Origin of the sequence: Polyangium spumosum (assembly GCF_009649845.1) — a bacterium.
Classification (GTDB): Bacteria; Myxococcota_A; Polyangia; order Polyangiales; family Polyangiaceae; genus Polyangium; species Polyangium spumosum.
The window spans coordinates 742,831-768,600 of the sequence record NZ_WJIE01000006.1 but is presented as its reverse complement, the minus strand read 5'-3'; the positions used below and the strand labels follow the sequence as shown (position 1 = coordinate 768,600).

Annotated in this window: 26 protein-coding genes; 20 read left to right on the top strand and 6 right to left on the bottom strand. The window is 70.9% G+C overall.

Going from position 1 to position 25,770, the window contains the following annotated elements; genetic code table 11:
- The first annotated feature begins 3 nt into the window (after window positions 1-3).
- Together GF068_RS24065 and GF068_RS24060 are read left to right on the top strand one after the other, a co-directional pair.
- Complete coding sequence (locus GF068_RS24065) at window positions 4-1,164, top strand: M20/M25/M40 family metallo-hydrolase (protein ID WP_153821757.1); 1,161 nt, start codon at window positions 4-6, stop codon at window positions 1,162-1,164.
- 161 nt (window positions 1,165-1,325) lie between these two features.
- On the top strand, window positions 1,326-3,005 hold the full coding sequence (locus GF068_RS24060) for a serine/threonine-protein kinase (RefSeq protein WP_153821756.1): 1,680 nt from the start codon (window positions 1,326-1,328) through the stop codon (window positions 3,003-3,005).
- Window positions 3,006-3,054: 49 nt separating this feature from the next.
- Here GF068_RS24060 and GF068_RS46400 read toward each other — a convergent pair whose 3' ends face one another.
- Window positions 3,055-4,236: a class I SAM-dependent rRNA methyltransferase gene (locus tag GF068_RS46400; protein ID WP_338046545.1), complete on the bottom strand. Its 1,182-nt coding sequence runs from the start codon at window positions 4,234-4,236 to the stop codon at window positions 3,055-3,057.
- A gap of 47 nt (window positions 4,237-4,283) precedes the next feature.
- Here GF068_RS46400 and GF068_RS24050 point away from each other — a divergent pair, with 47 nt between their 5' ends.
- From GF068_RS24050 to GF068_RS24025, 6 genes are read left to right on the top strand one after another with little or no spacing between them, the layout of a single operon-like run.
- Window positions 4,284-6,326, top strand: a complete 2,043-nt coding sequence (locus GF068_RS24050; RefSeq protein ID WP_153821755.1) for a hypothetical protein — start codon at window positions 4,284-4,286, stop codon at window positions 6,324-6,326.
- A gap of 53 nt (window positions 6,327-6,379) precedes the next feature.
- Window positions 6,380-7,396, top strand: coding sequence for a methyltransferase (locus tag GF068_RS24045; protein WP_153821754.1), 1,017 nt, complete (start codon window positions 6,380-6,382; stop codon window positions 7,394-7,396).
- Window positions 7,397-7,405: 9 nt separating this feature from the next.
- Window positions 7,406-8,446, top strand: a complete 1,041-nt coding sequence (locus GF068_RS24040) for a hypothetical protein (protein ID WP_153821753.1) — start codon at window positions 7,406-7,408, stop codon at window positions 8,444-8,446.
- Between the two features lie 20 nt (window positions 8,447-8,466).
- Window positions 8,467-9,177, top strand: a complete 711-nt coding sequence (locus GF068_RS24035; RefSeq protein WP_153821752.1) for a 5-oxoprolinase subunit PxpA — start codon at window positions 8,467-8,469, stop codon at window positions 9,175-9,177.
- Window positions 9,174-10,685 carry a 5-oxoprolinase subunit PxpB gene (pxpB, locus tag GF068_RS24030; protein ID WP_153821751.1) on the top strand — a complete coding sequence of 504 codons (1,512 nt, stop codon included), beginning with the start codon at window positions 9,174-9,176 and terminating at the stop codon, window positions 10,683-10,685. The genes GF068_RS24035 and pxpB overlap by 4 nt, the downstream gene beginning before the upstream one ends.
- 49 nt (window positions 10,686-10,734) lie before the next feature.
- A complete protein-coding gene (locus tag GF068_RS24025) occupies window positions 10,735-11,577 on the top strand; it encodes a hypothetical protein (protein ID WP_153821750.1) in 843 nt (280 codons plus the stop codon).
- A 15-nt stretch (window positions 11,578-11,592) separates the two neighbouring features.
- On the opposite strand, the gene GF068_RS44330 is transcribed toward GF068_RS24025, so the two are convergent.
- Complete coding sequence (locus GF068_RS44330; protein ID WP_153821749.1) at window positions 11,593-12,819, bottom strand: vWA domain-containing protein; 1,227 nt, start codon at window positions 12,817-12,819, stop codon at window positions 11,593-11,595.
- 98 nt (window positions 12,820-12,917) lie between these two features.
- On the opposite strand from GF068_RS44330, the gene GF068_RS24015 reads away from it, so the two are divergent.
- Window positions 12,918-14,255, top strand: coding sequence for a serine/threonine protein kinase (locus GF068_RS24015; protein ID WP_153821748.1), 1,338 nt, complete (start codon window positions 12,918-12,920; stop codon window positions 14,253-14,255).
- A 78-nt stretch (window positions 14,256-14,333) separates the two neighbouring features.
- Window positions 14,334-15,692, top strand: coding sequence for an alpha/beta hydrolase (locus GF068_RS24010; protein WP_153821747.1), 1,359 nt, complete (start codon window positions 14,334-14,336; stop codon window positions 15,690-15,692).
- 36 nt (window positions 15,693-15,728) lie between these two features.
- Here the strand turns inward: GF068_RS24010 and GF068_RS24005 are convergent, their stop codons facing one another.
- Window positions 15,729-16,589: a tetratricopeptide repeat protein gene (locus GF068_RS24005; RefSeq protein ID WP_153821746.1), complete on the bottom strand. Its 861-nt coding sequence runs from the start codon at window positions 16,587-16,589 to the stop codon at window positions 15,729-15,731.
- 108 nt (window positions 16,590-16,697) lie between these two features.
- Here GF068_RS24005 and efp point away from each other — a divergent pair, with 108 nt between their 5' ends.
- The 8 genes from efp to GF068_RS23965 all read left to right on the top strand — a co-directional run bounded on the left by efp (window position 16,698) and on the right by GF068_RS23965 (window position 22,122).
- Entirely contained in the window at window positions 16,698-17,264 is a 567-nt protein-coding gene (gene efp / locus GF068_RS24000) for an elongation factor P (protein WP_153821745.1), read from the top strand.
- Between the two features lie 95 nt (window positions 17,265-17,359).
- Complete coding sequence (locus GF068_RS23995; RefSeq protein WP_153821744.1) at window positions 17,360-17,608, top strand: DUF5522 domain-containing protein; 249 nt, start codon at window positions 17,360-17,362, stop codon at window positions 17,606-17,608.
- 169 nt (window positions 17,609-17,777) lie between these two features.
- Window positions 17,778-18,803 (top strand): hypothetical protein, encoded by a 1,026-nt coding sequence (locus GF068_RS43680; RefSeq protein WP_170319595.1) that lies wholly within the window; start codon window positions 17,778-17,780, stop codon window positions 18,801-18,803.
- A gap of 106 nt (window positions 18,804-18,909) precedes the next feature.
- On the top strand, window positions 18,910-19,923 hold the full coding sequence (locus GF068_RS23985) for a hypothetical protein (RefSeq protein WP_153821743.1): 1,014 nt from the start codon (window positions 18,910-18,912) through the stop codon (window positions 19,921-19,923).
- On the top strand, window positions 19,920-20,204 hold the full coding sequence (locus tag GF068_RS23980) for a hypothetical protein (RefSeq protein ID WP_153821742.1): 285 nt from the start codon (window positions 19,920-19,922) through the stop codon (window positions 20,202-20,204). The genes GF068_RS23985 and GF068_RS23980 overlap by 4 nt, the downstream gene beginning before the upstream one ends.
- A complete protein-coding gene (locus GF068_RS23975) occupies window positions 20,188-21,366 on the top strand; it encodes a radical SAM/SPASM domain-containing protein (RefSeq protein WP_153821741.1) in 1,179 nt (392 codons plus the stop codon). Before GF068_RS23980 ends, GF068_RS23975 begins: the two co-directional genes overlap by 17 nt.
- Window positions 21,350-21,658, top strand: a complete 309-nt coding sequence (locus tag GF068_RS23970; RefSeq protein WP_153821740.1) for a hypothetical protein — start codon at window positions 21,350-21,352, stop codon at window positions 21,656-21,658. Before GF068_RS23975 ends, GF068_RS23970 begins: the two co-directional genes overlap by 17 nt.
- On the top strand, window positions 21,655-22,122 hold the full coding sequence (locus tag GF068_RS23965; protein WP_153821739.1) for a hypothetical protein: 468 nt from the start codon (window positions 21,655-21,657) through the stop codon (window positions 22,120-22,122). The genes GF068_RS23970 and GF068_RS23965 overlap by 4 nt, the downstream gene beginning before the upstream one ends.
- Before the next feature lie 4 nt (window positions 22,123-22,126).
- Here the strand turns inward: GF068_RS23965 and GF068_RS23960 are convergent, their stop codons facing one another.
- From GF068_RS23960 to GF068_RS23950, 3 genes are all read right to left on the bottom strand, one after another.
- Window positions 22,127-22,912: an RMD1 family protein gene (locus GF068_RS23960; protein ID WP_153821738.1), complete on the bottom strand. Its 786-nt coding sequence runs from the start codon at window positions 22,910-22,912 to the stop codon at window positions 22,127-22,129.
- Window positions 22,913-23,017: 105 nt separating this feature from the next.
- Window positions 23,018-23,629, bottom strand: a complete 612-nt coding sequence (locus GF068_RS23955) for a hypothetical protein (RefSeq protein WP_420814126.1) — start codon at window positions 23,627-23,629, stop codon at window positions 23,018-23,020.
- Between the two features lie 76 nt (window positions 23,630-23,705).
- Window positions 23,706-23,942: a hypothetical protein gene (locus GF068_RS23950; RefSeq protein ID WP_240807237.1), complete on the bottom strand. Its 237-nt coding sequence runs from the start codon at window positions 23,940-23,942 to the stop codon at window positions 23,706-23,708.
- A gap of 135 nt (window positions 23,943-24,077) precedes the next feature.
- Here GF068_RS23950 and dapA point away from each other — a divergent pair, with 135 nt between their 5' ends.
- Window positions 24,078-24,989, top strand: a complete 912-nt coding sequence (dapA, locus tag GF068_RS23945) for a 4-hydroxy-tetrahydrodipicolinate synthase (RefSeq protein ID WP_153821735.1) — start codon at window positions 24,078-24,080, stop codon at window positions 24,987-24,989.
- Window positions 24,986-25,768 (top strand): 4-hydroxy-tetrahydrodipicolinate reductase, encoded by a 783-nt coding sequence (dapB, locus tag GF068_RS23940; RefSeq protein WP_338046544.1) that lies wholly within the window; start codon window positions 24,986-24,988, stop codon window positions 25,766-25,768. The genes dapA and dapB overlap by 4 nt, the downstream gene beginning before the upstream one ends.
- Window positions 25,769-25,770 lie beyond the last annotated feature (2 nt).

Below are 25,770 nucleotides of genomic sequence, written 5' to 3'. Positions count from 1 at the left end.
CGCATGATCGAGGCGGCGAAAGCGTATCTGCGCGACCGGGAAGAGGCGGCGCTCGTGCTGCTCGAAGCGCTCGTGCGGGAGAACTCGTTCACCGACGAACCGGCGGGCGGAGCGCGCGTCGGCGAGAGGCTCGCGGCCGAGCTTCGGGGGATCGAGGGCGTGAGCTCGGTGCGCGTTCGCGAGAGCGCTCGGTATGCGCCGCACCTGGTCGCGCGCACGGCGGCGGCGGAGAGCTCGGCCGCGGGGTGCGTGGCGATCGTGGGGCACCTCGATACGGTCTTCCCGCCGGGGACCTTCGAAGGTTTCCGGCGCGAGGGGCCGCTCGCGCACGGGCCCGGCGTGCTCGACATGAAGGGCGGCCTCGTCGTGATCCTCGAGGCGCTGCGAGCGCTCGCGCACGTACAGGTGCTCGCGGAGGTGCCGATCCGCGTGGTGATCGTGTCGGACGAGGAGGTGGGCTCGCCCGAGGGGAAACACGTGATCGCCGAGGAGCTCGCGGGCGCGAGCGCGGCGCTCGTCTTCGAGGCGGGGCGCGCGAAGGACCTCGTGATCACGTCGCGCAAGGGCACGGGCAGCGCGCGCGTCGTCGCGACGGGAAAATCCGCGCACGCAGGCAACGCGCATGCGGACGGGGCGAACGCGATCTGGGCGCTCGCGCGGTTCGTCGAGCGCGCGCAACGGCTCACGGAGTACGGGCGCGGCGTGACCGTGAACGTGGGGACGATCCGCGGCGGGACGTCGAAAAACACGGTGCCCGATCGGGCCGAGTGCGAACTCGATTTTCGCTACGAGCGACGCGCCGACGGGGAGGCGCTGTTCGCGGCGCTCGTGGAGGCGGCGAAGGAGGCGGCGATCGCGGGGACGACGGTGACGGTGACGGGCGGCATCGGGCGGCCCTCGCTCGAGCGCACGGCGGCTTCCGTGGCGCTGTACGAGGCGTACGCCGCGTGTGCGCGGGCGGCGGGGCTCGGGGCCGGCGAGGCGCCGCTCGTGGGCGGCGGCTCGGACGCGGCGACGACGGGGGCGCTCGGCATCCCCTCGATCGACGGCCTCGGGCCGCGCGGATCGGGGTTTCATACACACGAGGAGCGCATCGAGGTGGCCACGCTCGTGCCGAAGGCGGAGGCGCTCGTGCGGTTTTTGCTGGGCCACGCGCCGGGTTGAGGGAGCGGCCGGATCGTCGCGATCTTCTTGAGGCGCGGCCGTCCTTCTGCGATCCTGACCGTCGACAACGTGCAGGGTCCGGCGAGGTACGAGCGGCGAGATCGGGCGAGGGGCTCGGAGGGTCGCGTTTTGCGCGGACGCAGGGCTTTGGGGGGGTACCTATGAGCTCGCTCGGCGACGTGGGCGCGGGGCATACGCTGGGGCGGTACGAGCTACTCGTGCCGATCGCGCAGGGCGGCATGGCCGTCGTGTGGGCCGCGCGCATGAAGGGCACGCGTGGTTTCCAGAAGATCGTCGCGGTCAAGACGATGCTTCCGGAGATCTCGCAAGATCCGCAGTTCGAGGAGATGTTCCTCGCGGAGGCGGGCCTCGCCTCGCGCATCCGGCATCCGCACGTCTGCGAGATCCTCGACCTCGGCGAGCAGGACGGCCTGATCTACATCGTGATGGAGTGGATCGACGGCGAGCCGCTCAGCCAGCTCGCGCGCGCGTCGCGGCAGAAGGGCGGGATCCCGATACTCGTCGCGATGCGGCTCTGCCTCAACGCCGCGCTCGGCCTGCACGCCGCGCACGAGCTGCGGGACGAGGTGACGGGCGAGCTCGTCGGGCTCGTGCATCGCGACGTCTCGCCGCAGAACATCCTCGTGACCTACGACGGCGTCGTGAAGATCGTGGACTTCGGCGTCGCGAAGGCCACGACCGCGTCGGACACCGGCGCGACGAAGGACGGCCAGCTCAAGGGCAAGGTGCCGTTCATGTCGCCCGAGCAGGCCCTCGGCAAGAACATCGATCGTCGCACCGACGTCTTCGCGCTCGGGATCGTGCTCTACCAGCTCCTCGCCTCGAAGCACCCGTTCCGCGGCGACAACGACATGATCACGCTGCGCCGGATCTGCGACAAGGACCCGGCTCCTTCGCTCCGCGACTCGATGCCGAGCTGCCCCGAGCTGCTCAACGACATCGTGATGAAGGCGCTCGAGAAGGACGCCGACCGCCGCTACCCGACGATGTCCGAGTTCGCGCGCGCGCTCGATCGCGGGATCGCGGAGCTCAAACTCGCGGGGATCCCCGACGAGGACGTCGTCGGCTTCGTCAAGAACATGCTCGGCGAGCGCGCCGAGAAGCGCCGCGCGGCGATCCGCGAGGGCCTCAGGGTCGCCGACGAGCGCGCCGAACAACGCGAGCAGCTCAAGGCGCAACGCGCCGCGCTCCTCGCGCAGGCGCGGGCGAACGGCGGGACGTTGCCGCCCGGCGTGCTGAGCCAGATGCCCTCGATCCCGCCGGGGCTTTTGTCGATCCCCCCGCCGGCCGGAGCGGTGCACGACGTCGCCACGATCGCGCACGGACGCGCGAGCCTCGTGCCCGGCACGATCACCGCGACGCAAGGCGCGCCGTCGTCGCCGACGACCGCCGCGATCGTGGCCGACGTCGACGGCGCGGGCGCCCAGGGAGGCGGCAAGAAGAAGCTCGCCCTGGTCTTCGCGGCCGTCGGCGCGCTCGCGATCGGCGGCGCGGCCATCGCCTTCACGCAGAACAACGGGCAGCCGCCCGCGCCCGCGACGCAGCCCGCCGCCTCCGCGCAGACGCCCCCGGCGGCCACGCCCACGCCCTCGCCCGCGCCCACGCCGACGACCGTCGCGAGCGCGGCGCCCGCGCCGACGACGAGCGCCGCGACGCAACCCGCGACGCCGAGCACGGGCGCGACCACGACGAAGGTCACGACGACGCCGACCGCGACCAGCACGGTGCGATCGACGGGTACGCCGAGCGTGAAGAGCACGGGCACCACGAAGCCGGGCGGCCAGGACAACCTCCCGCGCGTGCGTGATCCCGGGTTCTGATCCGGGCGCCTGATCGTTTGAGGTCCAACGGGTTCGGAAGGACGAACCGTCAGGCGAGCACCACGAACTTCAGGTACCGGCCCTCGGACCACGCGGGCAGCGTGGGGTGATCGGGCGGGTTCTCGTGGATGGCCACGAGCGAGAGGTCGTCGCGGCCGAGCGCGGCGTCGTCGAGCGTGCCGACGAACTCCTCGGCGGACACGTGGCTTGAGCACGACGCCGCGCAGAGCAAGCCGCCCGGCGCGAGGACCTTGGCGAGCGCGCCGTGGAGCTTGCGGTACGCGGCGAGCGCGCGCGGCTTGGTGCGCTCGTTCGGCGCGAAGCTCGGCGGATCCGAGACGACGAGGTCGAAGCGATCGCCGCGCCGCGCCGCGGCCTCGAGGAAGGCGAAGGCGTCGGCCGTGACGAACGCGTGGTTCGAAGGGTCGAGCCCGTTCGCGCGGAAGGAGCGCTGCGCGGTCGCGTGCGCGGCGGCGGCGACGTCGACCGAGGTGACGTGCGCCGCGCCGCCGAGCGCGGCCGCGACGGAAAAGCCGCCGGCGTAGCTGTAGAGGTTGAGCGCGCGGGCGCGACCTTTGCCGAAGGCGCGGACGCGAGCGCGGTTGTCGCGCTGGTCGAGGAACGCGCCGGTCTTCTGGCCGTGGGCGAGGTCGACCTCCATCGCCATGCCGTTCTCGCGTACGACCACGCGGTCCTCGGGCTCCTCGCCGGCGAGCGGGCGGATGCGACGCTCGCCGGCCTCGTCGCGGGCGCGGCGGAGCGCGACGCTGCGGACGCCGCGGATGTGGAGCGAACGCGCGAGCCTCGACGTGAGCCTGTTGATCCACGGCTCGAGGTGATCGCCGTCGAGCCGGACGATCGCCACGTGCGCGTACCTGTCGATGACGAGCCCGGGCACGTGATCCCCTTCGCCGTTGCAGAGGCGGTAGGCGTCGGTGTCGGGCGAGAGGAAGGCTTCGCGTCGGGCGAAGGCGCGCTCGATGCGCTCCATGAGCGCGCGCTCGTCGAGGCGCCCGCTGCGGCCGAAGACACGCACGGCGATGGGCGACGACTCGTCCCACAGGCCCACGCCGAGCGGCTCGCCTTCCTCGCTCGCGAGGGAGACGGCCGCGCCGGAGGTGAGCTTGGGCGGGCGGACGAGGCCTTCGCGGTACACCCAGGGATGACCTCGACGAACGGAGGCGGCGGCGGTTCGGGTGAGGCGGAGCGGCTTCGGATCACGTGCGGTCACGGGGCTTTGGCAAGCCTACTTCCGGGCCCCTCGTGATAGAAGGGCGCATGCGTTTTTCCTGGCGTCGCTTCGCGTTTCCGTGGGTCTTTGCGTCCGCCGCCGCGGCTTGCGGCGGCGGCGCGCCGCCGGTCGTCTCGCCGGACGGGGTCTGGCAGGCCACGTTCGATGCGGTACCTCGCGCCGACTTCAATCGGGCCGCGGTCGCCCTCGATCTGCCGCTCTTCTGGAACGAGGACGCAGACCGCGACAAGACCCTCGATCCGAACGAGCTCGCCGTGCTCTGGGGCCCCACGGAGACGAAGGAGGCCGACTGGGTCTCGGCCAAGGACTTCACCCCGGCGTTCGGGCGCGCGTACGCCTCGATCGTGGACTTCGTGAAGAATGGGCCGAAGTTCGAGGGCCTCCCGGCGGGCGAGGTGCAGCGCCGCAAGGCCGTCCTGCGCGAGCTCGACGCGGGCCGCCCGACGCTCGTCGTTTCGGATTTCTCCGCGGGCAAGGCGAGCGAGGAGGATCGGAAGGTCGTGGAGCACGTGCTCGCGGCCGCGCGGCTCGTCGAGAAGATGTACCAGAAGCAGACGGGTACGCTCGGGCTCGCGCCCCTGGTGCCCGCGGACGATCCGGCGAGCCGGCGGCTCTTTTACCGCAACCAGGGCCCGCAATGCCAGGCGCCGGCCTCGAAGGGCGACGTCAATTGTTATGCGATCCCGCGGGCGCCGGGCGAGGACCCGCGTGTCCCCTCGGGGCTTTATCCCGCCGAGCTGCAGAAGAACCCCGACTTTTGCAAGGCGCTCGCCGCGCGACCGGACGCCCGGGCGCTTTTGGATCCGTTCGTCGTGGTGACGGGGGAAGGTGATGCCTTGAAGCCCGTGCCTTATCATCGGGCCTACGAGAACGACATGCAGGCCGTGGCGCGTGAGCTCGACGCGGCGGCCGAGGCGATCACGAACCCGGACGAGGCCTCGTTCCAGACGTATTTGCGCGCGGCGGCGAAGGCGTTCCGGGACGGGCGCTGGTTCGAGGCGGACGAGGCCTGGGCGCGGATGGGCACGTTCAACTCGAAATGGTATCTGCGCATCGGCCCCGACGAGACGTACTTCGAGCCGTGCAGCGAGAAGGCGGGCTTTCACGTGAGCTTCGCGCGGATCGATCAGGGCTCGATCGAGTGGAAAGAGAAGCTCGATCCGCTGAAGCAGGACATGGAGCAGGCGCTCGCCGACCTCGCCGGGCCGCCGTATGCGGCGCAGAAGGTGTCCTTCAAGCTGCCCGATTTCATCGCGGTCATCGTGAACGCGGGGGACTCGCGGGACGCGTTTGGCGCGACGATCGGTCAGAGCCTGCCGAATTTCGGGCCCGTGGGCAACGAGGGGCGCGGTCGCACGGTCGCGATGACGAATTTTTATACCGACCCGGACAGCGTCTCGGCCGCGCGCACGCAGGCCTCGTCGCTGTTCTGCGCCTCGGCCATGGCGTCGTACACCGACGAAGCGGCGCCGCAGCTCATGAGCACGGTCCTGCACGAGGCCGCCCACAACCTCGGCCCCTCGCATCAGTATGCGGTGGACGGCAAGATCGACAGCGAGATCTTCACCGGGCCCCTCGCGAGCACGCTGGAGGAGCTCAAGGCCCAGTCGGCGGCGCTTTATTTCACCGATTGGCTCGTGGACCGGGGCGTGATCACGCGGGAAAAGGCGAACCAGGCGCACGTGCGGGACATCGCCTGGGCGTTCGGGCACATCTCGCGCGGGATGTACGACGAGTCCAAGCACCCGCTGAACTACAGCCAGCTCTCGGCGATCCATGTGGGGTTCTTGATGGACGAGGGGATCCTCGCCTGGAACGCGGGCGAAAAAGCGCAAAATGGCACGGACACGGGCTGCTTCTCGGTGAAGCTCGACGCGTTCCCCGCGGCGAGCAAGAAGCTCATGGGGATCGTGGCGAAGATCAAGGGCAGCGGCGACAAACCCGGGGCCGACGCGCTCGTCGCGAAATACGTGGACGCGCCCGGCGCGTACGCGGACCTCAAAAAGTCGATCACCGAGCGGTGGCTCCGCCAGCCCAAGGCGAGCTTCATGTACTCGATCCGGCGCTGAACCTCCTCGCACAGGAGCTTGCGTCAGCCGGGTGACCGTACTATCGGTCGCCAATGACCGAGCTTTCCCTGCCTCCTCACCTCCACGTCATTCAGTTGAGCTGGGGTTACCTCTATTCAGCGGCGCTCCACGCGGTCGTCGAGATCGGCGTCGCCGATCGCCTGGAGAGCGGGCCGAGGTCCGCCGCGTCGCTCGCCGAGGAGCTCGGCGTCGAGGCGCAGCCGCTCCATCGGGCGCTCCGGCTCCTCGCGACGGCGCACGTCTTCTCCGAGGACGACGACGGCCGCTTCCACCTCACGCCGAGCGCCGACGTCCTCCGCAAAAACGCGCCGGGCTCGATGCGCGACGCGGTCTTGATGCTCGCCCACGAGACGTTCTGGGCGCCCGCGGGCAAACTCGCGACCACGATCCGCACCGGAAAGACGCCGTTCACCGAGATCTTCGGGGCGCCCTTCTTCGACATCCTCGAGAAGAACCCGGAGTTCGGCCGGATCTTCCACCGCGGCATGGCCGGGTTCTCCGACACCGAAAACGCGCCCATCGCCGCCTCGTTCGACTTCGGGCGGTTCGAGAAGATCGTCGACGTCGGCGGCGGGCACGGCGGCTTCCTCATCGAGGTGCTCGGGAAAAACCCCAAGGCGCGTGGCGTGCTCTTCGACGCCGCGCACGTGCTCCGCGAGGCGCGTATCGCCGCCGCAGGCCTCGAGGGCCGCTGCGAGCTCGCGACCGGCGACTTCTTTCAATCCGCGCCGGGCGGCGACTGCCTGATCCTCAAGCGGATCCTCCACGACTGGACGGACGAATCGGCCATTGCCATCCTCCGCGTCTGCCGGCGCGCGCTCGCCGAGGGCGGGCGCGTGCTCGTCATCGACGCCGTCATTCCTCGCGGAAATGCGCCGCACCCGGGCAAGGAGCTCGACGTGCTGATGATGGCGTCGCTGCCCGGACGCGAGCGCACCGAAGAGGAGTTTCGCGAGATGTTCGCGGCCGCGGACCTCAGGCTCGAGCGTGTCGTCCCGACGCCCTCCGCGCTCAGCATCGTCGAAGCGTCCGCCGCGCCGTCGCGGTAAACTCGGCGCATGGCTCGTGCTCTCCGCCCGCTCTTCCTCGCCTCCTCCGCGATCCTCATCTCCCTCGAAAGTGGCTGCGCCGAGGGCACGGACGACCCGCTCCCCCCGGGGGCGGGCGCCTCCTCGAGCGCCTCGTCGTCGAGCGGCGCGGGCGGCGGCGGAGGCGCGGGGGGAAACGACGACGTGCCCGAGCCCGATCTGCCGCCCGCGCTGACGATCGTCAATGGCGTCAACGATCACGAGGCCATCCGGCTCTGCTTCGTCCCCTACCCCGACGGCGGAGACCCTGCGCCTTATCCGGAGAGCGCGGCCGGGCTCGCCTTCGCCGCGGCCGCGCGTGTCGATCCAGCGAGCGTGATCCCCGCGGACGAGGACGTGTATTTGCACGTCGTCGCGGGCGACCTTTTGAAGACCAAGGATCTCGGCTGCGCGGCACTCACCGGGGGCAATGCGCCGGCGGGCGTCGTGGTGGCGCCGGTCGCGGTGATCCCGGCCTCGGCATTCGAGGCCCAGCGGAGCCTGCTCCTCGTGCCGACGGGCTGCGTCGGCGGGCCTGGGCATACCGATCCGCTCGAAAAGGAGGCGTGTGGCCCCACGTATTCGCCGGAGACGCCGAATCCGGGGCTCGTCGCGGCGGCGATGTCGCGCGTGACGGGCGAGGGGGCCTTGTCGCTCCAGGCCGCGCACGCCGCGCAGCCGATGCCCCCGGTCGACGTGCGGCTCGTGCCCGGGACCGAAGGCGGAATGCCGCAGCAGGTCGCGCCCTCGCTCACGGCAGGCGCCGTCGGGCCGTTTCCGCCGTTCCGACAGCTCGCGCGCTTCGAGATGGGCTCGCTCGCGCAGGCCCGGATCCTCACGTTCACGCCGGGACAAACCGTGCAGACCTCGGAGGCGCCGCTCGACGCGGCCCTCGCGCGGGGCGGGGTCGCGCTGGACGATTTCGAGGACGGGCGGGCGTTCACGCTCATCGCGGTGGGCGCGCAGCCGGGCATCCCGGCGGGCGCGTTCTGGCATGCGCTCACGTGGACCGTCGTGCGATCGGATCCCTGAAATGGCAGGGTGAGGGCGTCATGGCCGTATCGCTGAACGTGGACCTCGGCGAGCTACCGGGCGAGCCCGAGGAGCTTTATTCGATCGCGACGATGGTGAACGTCGCGTGCGGCGGGCACGCGGGCGACGAGGCGACGATGGAGCGGGCTTGCGAGCTCGCGCGAGAGGCGGGCGCTCGCCTCGCCGCGCACCCCTCGTACCCGGACCGCGCGGGGTTTGGCCGGACGAGCATCTCGATGACGAGCGCCGAGCTCTCGGCCTCGGTGCGCGCGCAGGTCGAGGCGCTCGCCCGGGTGGCGCGGCGGGCGGGGATCTCGATCGAGGCCGTGAAGCCGCACGGCGCGCTTTATCATGACGCTTCGAGGGATCCGGCGATCGCGGCCGCGTTGCTCGAAGGAATCGCCGCCGGGCTCGGCGCGAAGGTGGCCCTCGTGGGCCCGCCCGAGGGCGCGCTCGCCCGGCGCGCGGCGGCCGAGGGGCGCGCGTATCTGCGCGAGGGCTTCGCGGATCGGGCGTACGGGCCGGACGGCGAGCTCGTGCCCCGCACGCAAAGCGGCGCATTGATCACGGATCCGGCGGAGGCGCGGGCGCAGGCGCTCAGGCTCTCCGGCGCGGGCAGGTTCGAGACGCTCTGCGTGCACGGCGATACGCCCGGCGCGCTCTCGATCGCGCGGGCCGTGCGCGAGGCGCTCGTCTCGGCGGGGCAACTCGAGGCGCGGGGGCGATCGTGAGCTCGTCCGTCCTCATCCTGCCGTACGGGGAATCGGCGTTTTACGTCGACCTCGGCGTGGAAAACGCGCCGGATCGGGCCGCCCGCACCCACGCGGCGGCCTCGGCCCTCCGGCAGGTTTTTCCGGGTAGCGACGTCGTCGTTGGCGGCGGCGTGGTTGTCGTGACGAACGTCGCTCGCTCGACCGAGGCCGCCGCGGCCCTCACGAGCGCGGCCGCGGGCGCGACGGGATTCCATGTGCCCGGACGAACCCACGTGATTCCTGTCGCCTACGATGGGCCGGATCTCGAGGCGGTCGCGGGTGTCCTCGGCGTCTCGACCGAGGCGGTGGTGCGCATGCACGCCGAGCGCGAGGTCACGGTGGAGCTCGTCGGGTTCTTGCCGGGGTTCGGTTATTGTGGCCCCATCGATAGGCGGCTCGTCCTGCCGCGCCGGGGCTCGCCGCGCCCGCGGGTGCCGGCGGGCAGCGTGGGGATCGCGGGGACGTTCACCGGCATCTATCCCTTCGATTCGCCCGGGGGCTGGAACCTGCTCGGCCGCGCGAATGCGGCCTCGCTCTTCGACCCAGGGCGCCATCCGCCCATCTTGCTCTCGCCGGGAGATCGGGTGCGCTTCGAGCCGGTCGCGGCCGGCGAGGTGGAGGCGGGGGCGGCGCGACAAACGATTGTCCAAAATGAACAATACGACTGTGCGCTCGTCGTCGAGGCCGCGCCCGCGTGCGCGACGGTGCAGGACGGGGGGCGCGCGGGCCAGCTCTCGCGGGGGCTGCCGCCCTCGGGGCCGCTCGATCCGGGGGGGCACGCGGCGGCGAACGAGGCCGTGGGCAATCCGCCCGGCGCGGCGGCGATCGAGGTGCCGCTCGGCGCGATCTCGGTCCGGGCCCGCGGCGACGCCTGGATTTCGGTGGACGGCAGCGCGCCCGTTCACCTCGCGGACGGAGAATCGTTCCGCGTCGAGGAAGGCCCGCGCGCCGTGCGATATCTCGCGGCGCGGGGCGGGATCGACGTGCCGGTGATGCTCGGGGCGCGGGCGACGTTGCTCGTCGCGCGGCTCGGCGGCGCGGGCGGGCGCGCCTTGCGAAAGCGGGACGTCCTGCCCATCGGGGATCCGAGCGCGGCGGGCGGCGGGCCTTCGCGGCGTGGCCCGGCGCATTCCGACGACGAAATCGCGACGATCGTGATCGACGAGGGCCCGCACCGCGGCCGTTTCCCCGCGGACGCGCTCGACGTGCTCCTCTCGTCCACGTTCGTCGTCTCGCGGCTCGGCGATCGGGTGGGCCAGAGGCTCGAGGGCGCGAAGATCCCACGAAGCGGGCCGGATCTCGCCCTCCCCGTGCCGATGCTGCGGGGCGCGGTGCAGGTCACGACGGACGGCACGCCCATCGTGCTCGGGCCGGATCATCCGACGACGGGCGGGTATCCGGTCCTCGCCGTCGTGCGGCGCTCCTCGTGGGGCGCGCTCGCGCGGCGGCGGCCCGGGGAGCGATTGCGTTTCGCGCGTGGCTCCTGACGGCGCGCCATTGTCTTTTTTGCTCGACTCGGGTAACGCTCCTCCCTCGATGGCAGGCCCCTGCACGGCACACCCCGGGACGAGCGCGACGCACGCGTGCACGCAATGCGGCGCGCTCCATTGCACGCCTTGCCTCCGGCTCCTCGTCACCGAGCAGAACCCGAGGCCCGTGACGATGTGCCCGCTCTGCGGCGCCCTCTCGCGGCCTCTTCCCGAGCCCGAGCGCCCCGAGCGCGAGGATTTCGTCCTCGCCTTGCGGCGCCCGTTCGACGAGGAGGGAATGCTCCTCCTCGCGGCGATCTCGGTGCCTTACTGGCTCACGGCCATCCCGGCGGCCTCCATCACCACGCTCTTCAACGTGATTTACCTGGGCACACTCTCCACGGTGTATTTCCAGATCGTCGAGCACGTGGCCCGCGACGCGCCGGGGCTGCCATTCTCGGCGAGCTTCACCTCGCGCTGGGATCTCTTCCTCTCGTTCCTGCGTGGCCTCGTCTGCGTGCTCGGCGGCTTCTGGCCGGCGATCGCCTCGGAGATCCTGCTGCCGGGGAACGTGTGGCTCACGCTGGCCCTCGTCCTCGTGGGCGTCGCGGTGACGCCCGCGGTGATCCTCGCGATTTCGATGACGGGGCACGCGGTGAATGGCCTCTGGCCGGTCGCGTGGTACGAGATCGTCGCCCATTCCCCGCGGGCCTACGTCAAGCTCCTCGGGCTCTTCCTCGCGTCGACCGCGGCCGGGATGCTGGCGATCCTGGTCGCGGCCTACACCGTGGGGTTCGTCCCGTTCTTCGGGCCGTATTTCGTGGGGCTCGTGATCACGACCGCGGCGGTCGTGCAGGCGACGCTGTTCGGGACGTGGGTCCGGCGCCACGCGTGGGCGCCGGACGTTTGACGTGACAACCTCGGATCACTCCGGCTCTTTGATCTGCGTCTCGCAGCCGAAGAGCACCTCCACCTTCCCGCCCGCGTCGCCCTGCAAGGCGGCGCAGGTGTTCTCGCACATCGTGATCTTCGTCGGCGCGACGGGCACGTCGTAGTACCACCCGCCCGTGTTCCCGCAATCGGCCTGGCCCGCGGGCACGTTGTAGATCGTGGTCTTCGTGCCATTGCTGTTCGTGTACACGACGTTGACCTTCTTCGGGTCGATCGTCGAGCCGTCGGGCGGCGTGGGCATCGGGTAATCGCAGGAGATCTTCGCCTCGGAGACGACGGCGGTCGCCATGTCGTTGAAGACCGGATCGAAGTTCTGGACGCAGAGGTTGCCGAGGACGCCGCCGGTCTGCTGCACGAGCTGCTTGTAGACCTTGCCCTCCGCCGCGGAGATCGGCTCGCACGCGAACGAGCTCTTGTCGCAGCACGTGTTCTGGCACGCGGCGCAGTTGAAGGCGCACGTGAAGATACACGCCTCGGGGGATTCGAACGAGACGATGGCGTCGAACTTGTAGCCCGCGAACGTCGGGTCGAGCGCGAGGAGCTGGTTCGTGAACGCCGTCGCGCCGAGGTCCGAGTCGTCGTCGGAGACGACGGCGACGGTCTTCACGGCGTTCGGGCGCAGGACGTCCTTGTACTGGGGATACGTGGTCAAGATCTGCTGCAGCGCGTCCGAGCTATTGACGGTCTGCACGACGTGCCGGTAGCTCGGCAGCTTCTCGTCCATGCCATTGCAGCTCCCGCTGCCGAGCGGCGCGGGGATACACATCGTCGCGTCCGCGATCATCACGACGTGCACGTCGATGCCACTCGCCGTGATGATCTGCGCGAACTTGTTGAGGTTCGCCTGCACCTCCGCGATCTCCTCGTTCATGCTGCCCGAGGTGTCGACCGCGATGATGATATCGGCCGGCTGCTTGCCCGCCGTCGCCTCGGACGAGACGCTCGCGCACGTGTCCGCGTCCGCGAGCCCGCCGCCCGCGCCGCCGCTCGAGCTCGTCGTCGGGAAGATGTCGCCGCCCATGCCGCCCGCGCCGGGACCATTGCCCCCCGACGCGCCCGCGCCGCCCTGCCCCGACGCGCCCGTGCCGTTGGTGGCGCCGCCGCCGCTCCCGCCCCCCGCCGAACACGCGCCCACGAGCGCGAGCCCGAGCGACAATCCACCCACGATCATCCCAAGCCAATTCGTTTTCCGTACTCGCATGGCCCCTTCTATCACGAGTCGGAAAGATGGTATAGGAAAGCACGGAATCCAGCTTCGCCACGAGCCGAATTTTGCGCTATTGTCCGCGCCGCTGAGGCATGAGCGACGCACCGGAGAACCTGCGACGAGGTCGTTACGCGGTCGTGCGCTTGCTCGGCGAGGGCGGGCAAGGGGCGACGTTCGAGGCGGTCGACAAGAAGGAGGGCCAGCCCGTCGCCATCAAGCGATTCCGCGTGCGCGGCGCGAAGAGCTGGAAAGAGGTGGAGCTCGCCGAGCGCGAGGCCAAGGTCCTCGCGAGCCTGTCGCACCCGGGCCTGCCCCGCTACGTCGAGCACTTCGAGGAGGGCGGCGAGCTCTTCCTCGTCACCCAGAAAATCGAGGGCGAGAGCCTCGCGGCCATGCAGAAGCGCGGCGCGACGCTCGGCGAGGGCGAGGTGATCCGCTTGCTCCGCGACGCCTCGTCGATCCTCGACTACCTGCACCGCCGCGCCCCGCCCGTCGTGCACCGCGACATCAAGCCGAGCAACGTGCTCCGGAGGCCCGACGGATCGTTTGTCCTCATCGATTTCGGCGCCGTGCGCGACAAGATGAAGCCCGAGGGCGGCAGCACCGTCGTCGGCACGTTCGGGTTCATGGCGCCCGAGCAGTTCCAGGGCCGCGCGATGCCCGCGTCCGACGTGTACGCGATCGGCGCGACGGCCCTCACGATGCTCACGGGCAGGCAACCCGAGGATTTGCCGCACAAAGGCCTGGCCATCGACGTGCAAGCCGCGCTCGGTCGTTCGGCGCGCCCCGCGCTCGTGGCGGCGCTCGCGGCCATGCTCGAGCCCGACCCGGACAAACGCGCGAGCCGCCTCGCGCCGCTCCTCGACAAACTCGGCGAGGCGCCGGAGCCGAAGGCGGACAAACGCGCAGGGAAGGCCCAGAAGAAGGCCGAGAAGGCCGAGAAGGCCGGACGAAGAGCGGAGCGCAGGGCCGAGCGCTGGGAGAAGCGACAGGAGCGCTGGGCCCGCGAGTACGAGGAGCACGCGGGCGCGGACACGATCCCCGGCCCCATCGCGGTCCTCCTCCTCGTCGGCCTCACGGCGGCGCAGATCGTGGTCCTCCTGGCGATCCGCGTGGCCTTGCCCATCCTGTTGACGATGCTCTCGATCGTCTTCGGCAAGGCGCTCCGCGAGGCGGCCACCATGGTGAAGGACGCGGGCAAGATGGCGCACGCGTCGATCGAGCGCGCGAAGGTCACGATCCGCAATCGCTCCGAGGATCCAGGGATCTCGGGGCCGCGGATCGAGGTGCACGAGGTGGGCGACGAGGCCGCGCCGAAGCGGGTGCGCGTCGACGTGGACGGAGCGAGCGACGCGGACGAGGACGAGCGACGCGCCGAGGAGGAGGCCGCGGAGGCGGAGCACGAGGGGCGCAAACAGAAGCGACGTTGACGGCGCCGCCCGTTGCCTTCGCGGGGCCACACGCCCACACTCCGGCCCTTCGATCGTTTCTTCGAGAGGCGGTACGTCATGACGAACCCTCGTTCCTCGGCTCTTCGTGTGCGCTCATCGGGGCTCCTCTTCGCCGCGCTCGCCCTGCTCTCGGCGGTGGTCGTCGGCTGCGGCGACGGAGGCAGCGGCGGGGGCACGGGAGGCGCCGGGCAAGGCGGCGGAGGTCTCGGGGGATCGGGCGGCGCCGGGCAAGGCGGCGCGGGGCAAGGCGGTTCGAGCGCGACGAGCCTCGACGGCGTGCTCGCCGAGCTCCGCGCGGACCTCGAAGGCACGATGGACAAGTACGCCGCGAGTGAGGGATGGCCCCTCGTGATCGAGGGCGGCCACCTGTTCGTCTCGACGAACACGAGCCTGGACCTCGTCGCGGGGGATCACGACGGCTGGGTGGGCAGCCCCATGAAGCTCGACGACGCGGGGTTTCGCTGGCTCCACGTCGAGGGTTTGTCCGCGGGGAGCCGGTACAAGTTCACGAACACGACGCTCTGGGAGGCCGACCCATGGGCGCGCTCGTACACGTACGACGACAACGGGGAGATGAGCCTCGTCGCGCCGACGGCGGCGCACCTCGATCGATTCTTCCGGATCGGCGACGCGCAGATGCCGGAGCGCGCGGTGAACGTTTGGGTGCCCGAGGGCGCGGCGACGCACGTGCTCTACGTGCACGACGGGCAGAACCTCTTCGACCCCGCGTCGGCGTGGGGCGGCTGGAGGCTGCAGGACAGCGCGCCCGCCGGGATGATGCTCGTGGGCATCGACAACACGGGCATCGGTCGAATGGACGAGTACACGCACGTGCCCGACGTCATCGACCTCGACGGCGACGGCACGGCCGAGCCCTGGGGCGGCAAAGGCGACGCGTATGCGGAGTTCGTGAATGGCGCGGTGCGAAAGCTCGTGCGGGATCGTTATGGCGAGCCGGCGAAGGTGGGGACGATGGGCTCGTCGCTCGGCGGGCTCATCTCGTTCCACATCGCCGATCGATTCCCCGGCGAATACGATTACGCGGCGAGCCTCTCGGGCACGATGGGATGGGGCAAGATCGGCGACGCCTCGCAGAACGAGACGATGATCGAGCGATACGAGGCGCGCGGCCATCGCGAGGTGGTGCTCTACCTCGATTCGGGCGGCGGGGACCCGGCGCTCGGGCAGGTCGAGAACGAGTCGAAATGCTCTGACGCGGACGGCGACGGGATCCGGGACGACGTGGGGCTCGGCGACAACGCCTGCGAGAATGCGCAGATGCGGGAGGCGCTGGTGTCGGTCGGCTACACGCTGCTCACGGACGTGTACCACTGGTGGGAGCCCGGCGCGCCGCACAACGAGGCGGCCTGGCGGGCGCGCGTGTTCCGGCCGATGGAGCTCTTCCAGGGGCTCTGATCCGCGCGGCCGACGTGGTCGCGAGCGATCGCGCGCTCAGTGCTTGAGCGAGATGTCCGCGAGCTCCATGCGCGCGTCGTTCAGGAACGGGCTGTCGGGGAAGCGGCGGATGAAGGCGCGCAGCGTGGTCTTCGCGTCGTTCCAGGCCTGGATGTCGACGAGGCACTCGCAGAGCAGGAACATCGCGTCGTCGGTGATCTCCTTGTCCGGCGAGGCCTCGGAGAGCTGCATCAGCATCGGGATCGCGTCGCGCTGTCGGTTCAGCTTGCGGTAGGCGCGGGCGAGGTGGAGGCGCGCCGAGGGCGAGTGCGCGGCGTTCTCCTTCAGCCGGATCGCCTCCTCGAACGCGACGGCCGCCTCGTGCCAGCGCCCCGTGCGCAGGTGATCGAGGCCGAGCTGGTAGCTCTTGATGCCTAGCTCGGCGCGCGCCGTGTCCACCGCGTCCGTGAAGAAGGCGATCTCGGCGCGCGAGAGCGGCTCTTTGCGAAGCGCCTCGAAGCCCTCGATGATCTCCTGCCGCCTGCCCGCGCGGACGAGCTCGTAAAACGCCGCTGCCGCCGACTCCGCTCGTGTGCGGTCGTCGGCCCTCCGCTGCATCTCCTTCAGGTCCGCCTCGAGCTTGCCGATCTTCTCCTTCGCCTGCTTCGTGTCGGCTTGCACGGAGTCGATGCGGGCGTCCCAGGCCAGCTTGACCACGCCGATCACGACCAGGACGAAGAGCAGGTTGGCGCTCGCGCTGTTCCAGAAAGCGCGGCGCTCGAAGCCGAGCTGGCGCTTGGAGATCGTCTTGAGGTCGGCCGCCAGGGCGTTCGTGAGGTTGTTCGTCTTGATGATGAGCCCGCGGGACTCGACGATCTCACGCTTGATCTCCCGCAACTCGTCGTCGAATTGATCCATGATCTCGGCTCGGCAGGGTGGGGTAGTCGCCTCGCCCCTTGTGCGCCACCCCCTTGGCTGTGCTAAGGGGGGCGCCCGAGTCAAGGAAGCTACCAGGAAGCGCCCCGCATGGACACGAGCGACATCCGTAAAGGCCTCAAGATGATGCTCGATGGGAGCAAGGACCCCTTCTCCGTCATCGAGTTCCAGTTCGTCAAGCCTGGCAAAGGTCAGGCCTTCACCCGGGTGAAGCTGAAGAACATGGCGAACGGCAACGTCCTCGAGCGGACGTTCAAGTCGGGCGAGAAGCTCGAGCCGGCGAACGTCGAGACGCGCACGTTCCAGTACATCTACCCGGAGGGCTCCGACTTCGTGTTCATGGACCAGAACACGGGCGAGCAGATCACCGTCCCGGGTGACAAGGTCGGCGACGACGCCAAGTGGCTCTCCGACGGCATGAACGTCGACGTCACGCTCTTCAACGAGCAGCCCATCGGCGTCGACCTGCCCGCGAGCGTCGTCCTGCAGATCACGACCTGCGAGCCGGGCGTGAAGGGCGACACCGCGAGCGGCGCCACCAAGCCCGCCACGCTCTCGACCGGCGCGGTGATCAACGTCCCGCTCTTCGTCAAGGAAGGCGAGTGGGTCAAGGTCGACACCACCGACGGCAAGTACCTCGAGCGCGTCAATCGCTGACGCCTCCGCCCCGGCGCGGGCCTTCGACGGAGCTACCGTGATGTCATCGTTCGTGCTTTGATCGAACGAGCGACGTCGCGCATGAGGCGGTGGCTTTGTCGAAGGCTCTCCCCAAGTTCGGCCAGCTTCTGGAAGGCGTGGACTTCTACAAAGAAGGCCACAAGGTCGTCTTCACGTCCGTCTACCACCTGAAGCGCGGCTACTGCTGCCACTCGAAGTGCCGTCACTGCCCCTACGGGCTCGGCGTGGCGCAGAAGATCTCCGTGGAAATCCAGGGCCTCGAGTGCGCCGGCTGCGCCGTCGAGGCCAGCGCGGACACGGACGTGGGCGAATCCAAACCCTAGGCGCCGTTCTCATCGCTTCGCTCCCACGACGATTTCGGTTATAGCCGCAGAGGGGCGTACGCTCGGGTCGTCTGCCGACCACGCGTTTGCCCGGGCCCGCACTCGTGGCCAACCCCAGGTCTCTCGTGACCCGGCGACGTCCGTTGTCGGTGTAGTAGGAGCTTTTCCGATGCGATCGATTGCATTCCTCGTGATGGCGGGCTTCGGCGCCCTGTCGATGTGGGCCTGTACCGTCGACACCACCCCCGGGGGGAACACCGGCGGCAACGGAGGCACGGGCGGCGCGGGCTCTTCGGTGTCGAGCTCGTCGAGCTCCGTGGCGCAGAGCTCGTCCTCGGGCGGCACGTGCGACCCGACGTTCGACCCGACCTGCACTGGCCTGCTCAGCCAGAACGACTGCGGCAAGTGCGTCGAGGCGAACTGCTGCGAGCAGCTCGCCGAGTGCGCCAACAGCGAGTGCGCCTTCGGCTGCTACGACTGCCTCACGGGCGACAACGCCTCCTGCGAGGAGATGGACCCGCAGTACTACAACAATCTGTTCATGTGCCTGGACACGGCGTGCAAGGCCGAGTGCTTCCCGCCCCCGCCGGACTGGACGTGCAACCCGCCGGAGAAGCCGGCCTCGGGCGGGTCGTGCATCACGATCGACGCGACGCTCAAGTGCAACCCGATCACGAACGAGCCCTGCAACACGGCCGCCGGCGAGGCGTGTGACTTCAACGGCCAGGGCTACCAGTGCTGGCCGGCGCCGAACACGGTCCCCCTCTGCGGTGAGTGCGACGCCGACAACGGGCCGTTCTGCCAGAACGGCATGAACTGCAACGGCGGCAAGTGCGGTCGTTACTGCTGCACCGACGAGGACTGCGGCGGCGACGGCGCGAAGTGCGACACGTCGGTCAACCTCCCCGGCGGCGCGGGCCTCTGCCTCGGCCAGGTCGGTAGCAGCGGCCAGGGCGGCGCGGGCGGCATGGGCGGCGCCGGTGGCATGGGCGGCATGGGCGGCGCTGGCGGCGCCGGTGGCATGGGCGGCATGGGCGGCGCCGGTGGCATGGGTGGCGCCGGCGGCATGGGTGGCGCCGGTGGCATGGGCGGCGCTGGCGGCGCTGGCGGCACGGGCGGCATGATGGGCACCGGCGGCGCCGGTGGTGCCGGCGGCGCGGGCGGCGGCATGGGCGGCATGGGCGGCATGCCCTGATTCGCCGGAAAAACCCGACCTGATCGGCTCCTCGGCCTCCGGGCGCCTCGTGCTCCCGGAGGCCGATGCGTTTTTCCAGCAGCACGAAAGGCGCTAGGCTGCCGCCGTGTTCACCTTGCGCGCGGGCGTGTTCGTGCTCCTGCTCGGGCTCGCCGCCTCGGCGCGCGCCGAGCCGGCCGCCCCCGAACCACGCGCGAGGGCCAAGACCAGCTTCGAGCGAGCCGAGCGAGCGGCCGCCGAGCTCCGGTTCGGCGAGGCGCTCGCTGGCTACGAGGCGGTCCTGTCGATCGATCCCTCCGCGCCCTTCGCCAAGGTGGCGCGCGCCCGCGCCGCGGACCTGCGCGCCCACGCCGAGGGAGACTTCGCGCCCCTCGCGCGCCTCGAAGCGGTCCGCCGGACCCCGAGCCCGGACCGCGCCACGATCGAGGCGCTCGCGCGTGACGCCGCGACCTTCCCGCCGGGCCGCGTGCGCGCCGAGGCGTGGCTCATCGTGGCGGAGGCGTTCTGGCATCGCTTCGGCGCGCCCGACCGAGCCGCGTCCGCCCTCGGCGAGGCGATCGCGGATCCCTCGGCCGACAAGCTCACGCGCGCGCTCGCGCTGAACGAGCTCGTGGCGCTCGAACGCGAGCGGGGTGATCTCGCGGCGGCGCACCACGTGGTCTCGCGTTTCCCCGACCTCGTGCCGAGCCTGCACGCCGAGATCGGGCGGCTCGTGCGTCGCGAAAAGCTCGCGCGGGCCGCGGCGGGCGTGCTCGGGCTGCTCGGGCTCATCGGCGCCTTCTCGATCGCGCGCCTCTTCCGCAGGCCGGGCCGGGATCCCGAGGCGATCGTGCGCGCCGTGGTCCGCCCGTCGTCCGTGGCCTTCGCGCTTTACCTCGGGGGCGCGGCGGCGATCCTGGTCCGGCACCACGGCGACGGCGACGTGCGGCCGTTCTTGTGGCTCGGGTTCGGCGTGCTCGGCGTGGACATCGTGGCGCGGGCGTGGCGGCTCGGCTCGCGGGACGGGCGCGCGGCGGCGCGGATCGGCCGCGCGGCGCTCTGCATGATCGGCGTGCTCGCCGTGGCGTTTTTGTCGCTCGAGGGCGCGAACGCGGGCTACCTGGAGAGTTTTGGCCTGTGAAGGACGACCAAGCCGACGCGCACCGAGATCCCGAAGGCGCCGTGGAGATCGGCCCGGGGCCCGTCGCCGCGGACGAGATCCTCGCCGTGCGCCGGGGCCCGGGGGCGAACTGCTCCTCGGTGGGCAGCGCGCTCGATCTCCTGTTCCTCTCGGCGGTCGCGGCGGGCGTCGTGATGGCGGGCGTCGCCGCGGCGTTCGGGGGCGAGCGCTCGAAGGACGAGGGCGCGACGCGCGAGCGTGACGGCGAGCGCGACGGGGGCGGTGATGCGAGCGCGCGTTGAGCCTTTTGGCGCCTGGGTGCGGCTCGACGACGGCACGCTCGTGGCGATCGGCCGCGGCGCGGCCGAGCGGCTCGGGCTCTCGGGCGGCGCGCTCTGGCGCGAGGCCGACGCGACGCGCCGGGCGAGGCCACTCGAGGCGCACGTGGCGGTCACCTCGCGTTGCGGGGCCGGGTGCAAGGGCTGCTACCTCGACGCGCGGCCCGACGGCGAGAGCCCGCCGTTCGAGGTGATCACGGCGCGGCTCGTGGCCCTCGCGGCGGCGGGCGTGTTCACGGTGGCCTTCGGCGGCGGCGAGCCACTCGTGAGGCCCGACCTCGGCGAGCTCGGCCGCGCGGCGAGGGACCTCGGGCTCGTCCCGGTGCTGACGACGAGTGGCATCGGCATGACGGACGAGCGCGCGCGGGAGCTTCGGAGCTTCGCGCAGGTGAACGTCAGCTACGACGGCGAGGGCGCGGCGTACGGCGAGGTGCGCGGCTGGGAAGGCGCGCGGGTCGCGGAGCGGGCGATGCGCCTGCTCGCGGAGGCGGGCGTCGCGTTCGGGGTCAACGTGGTCCTCACGCGAACGACGTTTCATCGTCTCGCCGACACGGCGCAGCGGGCCGCCTCCCTCGGCGCGCGCGAGCTCCAGCTCCTCCGCTACAAACCGGCCGGGCGCGCGGCGGACCTCTCCTACCTCGCGACGCGCCTCTCGCCCGCGCAGGTCGACGCGCTTTTTCCCACGCTCGAGGCGCTCTCCGGCGCGACGAGCCTCGCGATCCGCGTCGACTGCTCGCTCGTGCCGCTCCTCTCGGGCCACGTGCGCGACGCCGCGGCGCTCGCGCGTTTTGGCGTGCTCGGCTGCGAGGCGGGCCGGTACCTCGCCGCCGTGCGGATCGACGGCGACCTCGCGCCTTGTAGCTTCGCGCCTGCCGCGGAGGCGCGGGCCGAGGGCGCGTGGCGGGGCGGCGCGGGCGCGGCGTGGGCGACCGATACGACGCTCGAAGCCTGGCGCGCGCCGCACGACGCCGAGCCCTGCGCCTCCTGCGTGATCCGCTCGATCTGTCGGGGCGGATGCCGCGTCGTCGCGTCGCACCTCGGGGGCGCGCTCGGCCCGGATCCCGAGTGCCCGCGCGTGCGCGCTCACCGCGACGCAGAGGAGCAGACGCGTGCCGAGCGCGCGTAGGCGGCTCCTCGTGGCGCTCGCGTTTGGCTTCGCGGGTGCGGCGCTCGTGTACGTCGCTCTCCGGCTCGTCGAGGCCGTCTGGTTCCCCGAGGCCAACCCGGCGATCGTCATCTGGTCGGATCGCAGCCGCTTCGTCTGGCGCGCGCTCATCGCGGCGTACGCGGGTGGGGCGGCGATCTTCGGCGGCCACGCGCTCGCGACCCGATCGATCGACGCCGCTTCGCGCTGGCTCGGCCGCGCCGCGCTTGCTGCTGCGCTCGCGCTCGCCCTCCAGGGAGCGCTCGTCCCGTGACGCCCGACCTCCTCCGCCCGGTCGCGCTCCTCCACGGCGTCCTCGCCTGGATCGCGGCGCTCGCCCTCCTCGCCCTCTCCACCTCGCTCGTGCGGACCCGCGAGCACACGCGCCTCTCGCGCGCGCTTCGCCTCGCCTCGGGGCTCACGACGTCCCTCGTCGCTGCCTCCTTCGCGACGGGCTTGCTCCTCGAGCTCCCTTACCGCGCGCACCTTCGCCAGCGCCTCTTCCTCGCGTCTCGCGCGCTCGGCTGGCTCTTCGAGCGCAAGCTGCACCTCTCCTTCGGCGCGCTCGTCTTTGTGGTCCTCGCCCTCCTCGCGCTCCTCGCGGCCGGCGCCGAGGACGACGGCGAAGCCTCGCGCTCCCTGCGCAAGACCTCACGCTTCGCCTACGGAGTCGCGGCCCTCTTCTCGCTCGCCGCCTGCGTGATCGGCACGCTCGTCTCGCTCCGCCTCCGCTTCTGATTGCTCAGAGCTTCAGAAAACTCAGCAAGATCTCGAACACGATCAGCGCCACGATCGCCGCCTCGAGGAAGACCATCCGGCGCGTCTGGCTGAACTCGATCAACGTCTGCAGCGTCTCGCGGATCGTCGACAGCTTGATCTCCAGCGCCTTGTGCCGCTCCTGGATCTCGAAGTTGTTCCGCATCTTGTCGTGCAGCCGGTCGGCGGCCTCGTTCTCCCAGGTGAGGTCGGGTTTGTCGAGGAGCGAGATCGCCGAGATGATCTCGACCTGCGAGGCCATCGCCGCGCCCACGAACTTCACGAAATCGCGCGTCCTGCCGAGCGGCCTCCCCTGCCGCGCCACCTCGCCGGCCACCGCGCCCACGCGGTCCAGGATCGCCTGCACGTCCTCGTCGTAGTAGTCGATCGCCACCGACTGCGCGAGCACGGTGGCGATCACGTCGAGCGTCGTCGAGTCGACCTCGGGCACCACGACACGTTCGAAGCGCACCTCGTTGGCCGAGCCTGGGCGCACCTCGAGGAGGAAGCTCTCGCGCAGCGGCGGGTGTGGCTCCTGCTGCAGCTTCTTGTTGAACGTCTCGACGATGCGCTCGCGCTCCGCGTCGGGGACGTTCACGAACACGATCGCGCCGAAGTCGAAGAGGTAGGCGAGCCTGTCGCCGTCGAGCGACACGACGAGCTGCGTCTTCGACGCACGGACGCCCTGATTGGGCGGCATCCACGTCTCGACCTCGCGGAGGACGAAGCGCGACGCGTACGAGTAAGCTTCGACCGGATAGATGCGGGACATGGTGGTTTCGGGCCCGCGCCGCGCGCCCCCCGAAGGCTCAGTGTCCCCGCCCGGGAGCGACCACGCAAACGCGCCGTATCGCCCCGTCCCGGGCGCCCTCCGTCCTCAGAAGCTCGCTTGAAACACCGGGATCTTCACCTCGCGCCCCTGCGCGACCCCGAACTTCGCCATCTCCTCCGGCGTGTACATCGGGCGGATCTCCAGGGCGGGCACACCCATCGCGAACCGGCCCTCGTGCACATCCACGAGCGACATCGGCACGTGAATCGGTCTCTTGCTGACGCGTGGTAACGCCGGCTCTCCTGCGGGCTGGTTCTGCACCGGCTCGTTCGGGTAGTTCTCCGGCGCTTTGTAGATCGTCGCGTTCAGCGTGACGATGATCGTCGGGATCACGAGCGCCATGCCGCCGGCCAGCATGTACAGCGGCACCTCGGCCGGCGGGGCGGACTGCTCGATGAAGTAACCGCCGATCCCGCCGCCCACGGCCGCGAGCGGCGGGAACACGAGGTACGTCCAGCCCTTGCTCACGCCGAACGCGCCCATCCCGAGCGCCACGAGCTCGCCGCCGAGCAACGCGCCGCCCACGATCCCCTTGCTCGTGCCGACCACCGGCCCCTCGGCGGCGGCCTCGCTCGGCTGCCCCGTGAGCGTCGCGACCCCCAGCGCCGTCGCGGCGGCCCACGCTCCGATTCTGGTTCGACAGGTACCCAAAACCATGCTCTCCCGCGCCCGTCCGCCGGAGGCCGGGCAGCTAGCTCATCCGGTGCGCGAGCCTAGCATGGTATTCGAGGAGCTAGTTGAGCAGCTTCCGCGATAGCTGGCGCACGGCCTCCCGCGCCGCACGCTGCATCGCGCGCTCGACCTGCTTCGACGTCGCGTCACCTCGCACGACGATCGCGCAGGCGTCGCCCTCCATCTCGAACTTCGCGGCCGGCTCTGCCGGAGAAGCCTCCCCAGCCGCGCGGATCGGGATCTCGACCTTCAGCGAGCCCACCTGGAGCTCGACGTATCCCATCAGAGCTTTGTCCATCAACGACTGCATGGCTGGAACGTGCGTCCACGCTCCCTCCTTGGCAAGGTCGAGGCGCGCACTCCGGACGTGCAGGCGCAGCCGGGACCGCGGAAACTTGACGTGCCTCGCGAAGTTATCCAGGCTCGCGCGCCGATGAAACCCGTCACCTTCACAGGCACCTTCACCGCGCTCGTCACGCCCTTCACCGCCGATGGCGACGCCGTCGATCTCGCCGCGCTCGACGCGCTCGTCGAGGCGCAGATCGAAGGCGGCGTCTCGGGCCTCGTGCCTTGCGGGACCACGGGCGAGTCGCCCACGCTCTCGGACGAGGAGCAGGTCCTCGTGATCAAGCGCGTCGTCGAGGTCGCGAAGGGCCGCGTGCCCGTGCTCGCCGGGACGGGATCGTTCTCCACGAAGAAGACGATCGCCGCGTCCCAGGCCGCGCTCGCCGCGGGCGCCGACGCCGTGATGGTCGTGATGCCGTACTACAACAAGCCCTCGCAGGACGGCATGCGCGAGCATGTCCTCGCGGTGGCGCGCGTGGTCTCTTGCCCCGTCGTGCTCTACAACATCCCGGGCCGCTGCGTCGTCGACCTCTCGGCGGACACGACGGCGCAGATCTGCGACAAGGCGCCGAACGTGGTCGCGCTGAAGGACGCGACGGGCAACGTGCTTCGTTGCCAGGAGCTCAAGCGCAAGCTCGGCGAGAGGCTCACCGTGCTCTCGGGGGACGACGCGCTCACGCTGGCGTTTGGCGCCGTGGGCGCGAGCGGGGTCATCAGCGTCAGCTCGAACGTGCGCCCGCGTGAGGTCAGCGAAGTGACCCGCGCTCTCCTCATGAACGACTTCGTGCGGGCGCGGGCGTGTCACTTCGCGCTCGTCGACCTGCACAACGCCATGTTCCTCGAGCCGAACCCGGCGCCTGCGAAGGCGGCGCTCGCGGCGATGGGCCGCATGACGCCGGCCGTGCGGCAGCCCTTGCTCCCGGCGAGCGAGGCGACGCGGCGCAAGGTGGCGGACGTCCTCGCAGCGCTCGACACGAACTTCCCCAAGGCCACGTCGTGAAGCTCGCGATCGCGGGCGCCACGGGGCGCATGGGGCAGAGCATCGTGCGGCTCGCGGCGCAGGAGGGCCTCACGATCGTCGGGGCCATCGCGTCGCCCCAATCGAAGCACCTCGGTCGCGACGTGGGCGAGGTGGCCGGCGCGGGCAACCTCGGCGTGGTGATCGGCGACGACGTCGCGGCGGGGCTGCTCGGCGCGGACGTGGTGATCGACTTCTCCCGCCCCGAGGCGCTCTCGCGTGTGCTCACGACCGCGCGGCGGCAGAAGATCGCGGTCGTGAGTGGCACGACGCGGCTCGACGCGGAGACCGAGAAGAAGCTCGACGAGGTCGCGGCGACGATCCCCGTCCTCTGGGCCCCGAACACGAGCCTCGGCGTGCAGGTGCTCGCCGAGATCGTGGCGGAGGCCGTGCGCCGCCTCGGCCCCGGGTTCGACGTGGAGATCGTCGAGACGCACCACAAGGCGAAGGTCGATTCGCCGAGCGGCACGGCGACGCGGCTCGCGGACGCCGCGCGCGACGCTCGAAGAGGATTGCGGACCGTGACGGGGCGCGAGGGCAACGTGGGCCCACGCGTGGAGGACGAGATCGGCGTCTTCGCGGTGCGGGGCGGCGACGTGATCGGCGATCACACGGTGCATCTGCTCGGGCCGGGCGAGCGGCTCGAATTGACGCACCGGGCGACGAACCGGGACCTCTTCGCCCGCGGGGCCTTGCGCGCGGCGAAGTATCTGTTCGGCAAGCCCGCGGGGCGGTATTCGATGGCGGACGTGCTCGGGTGACG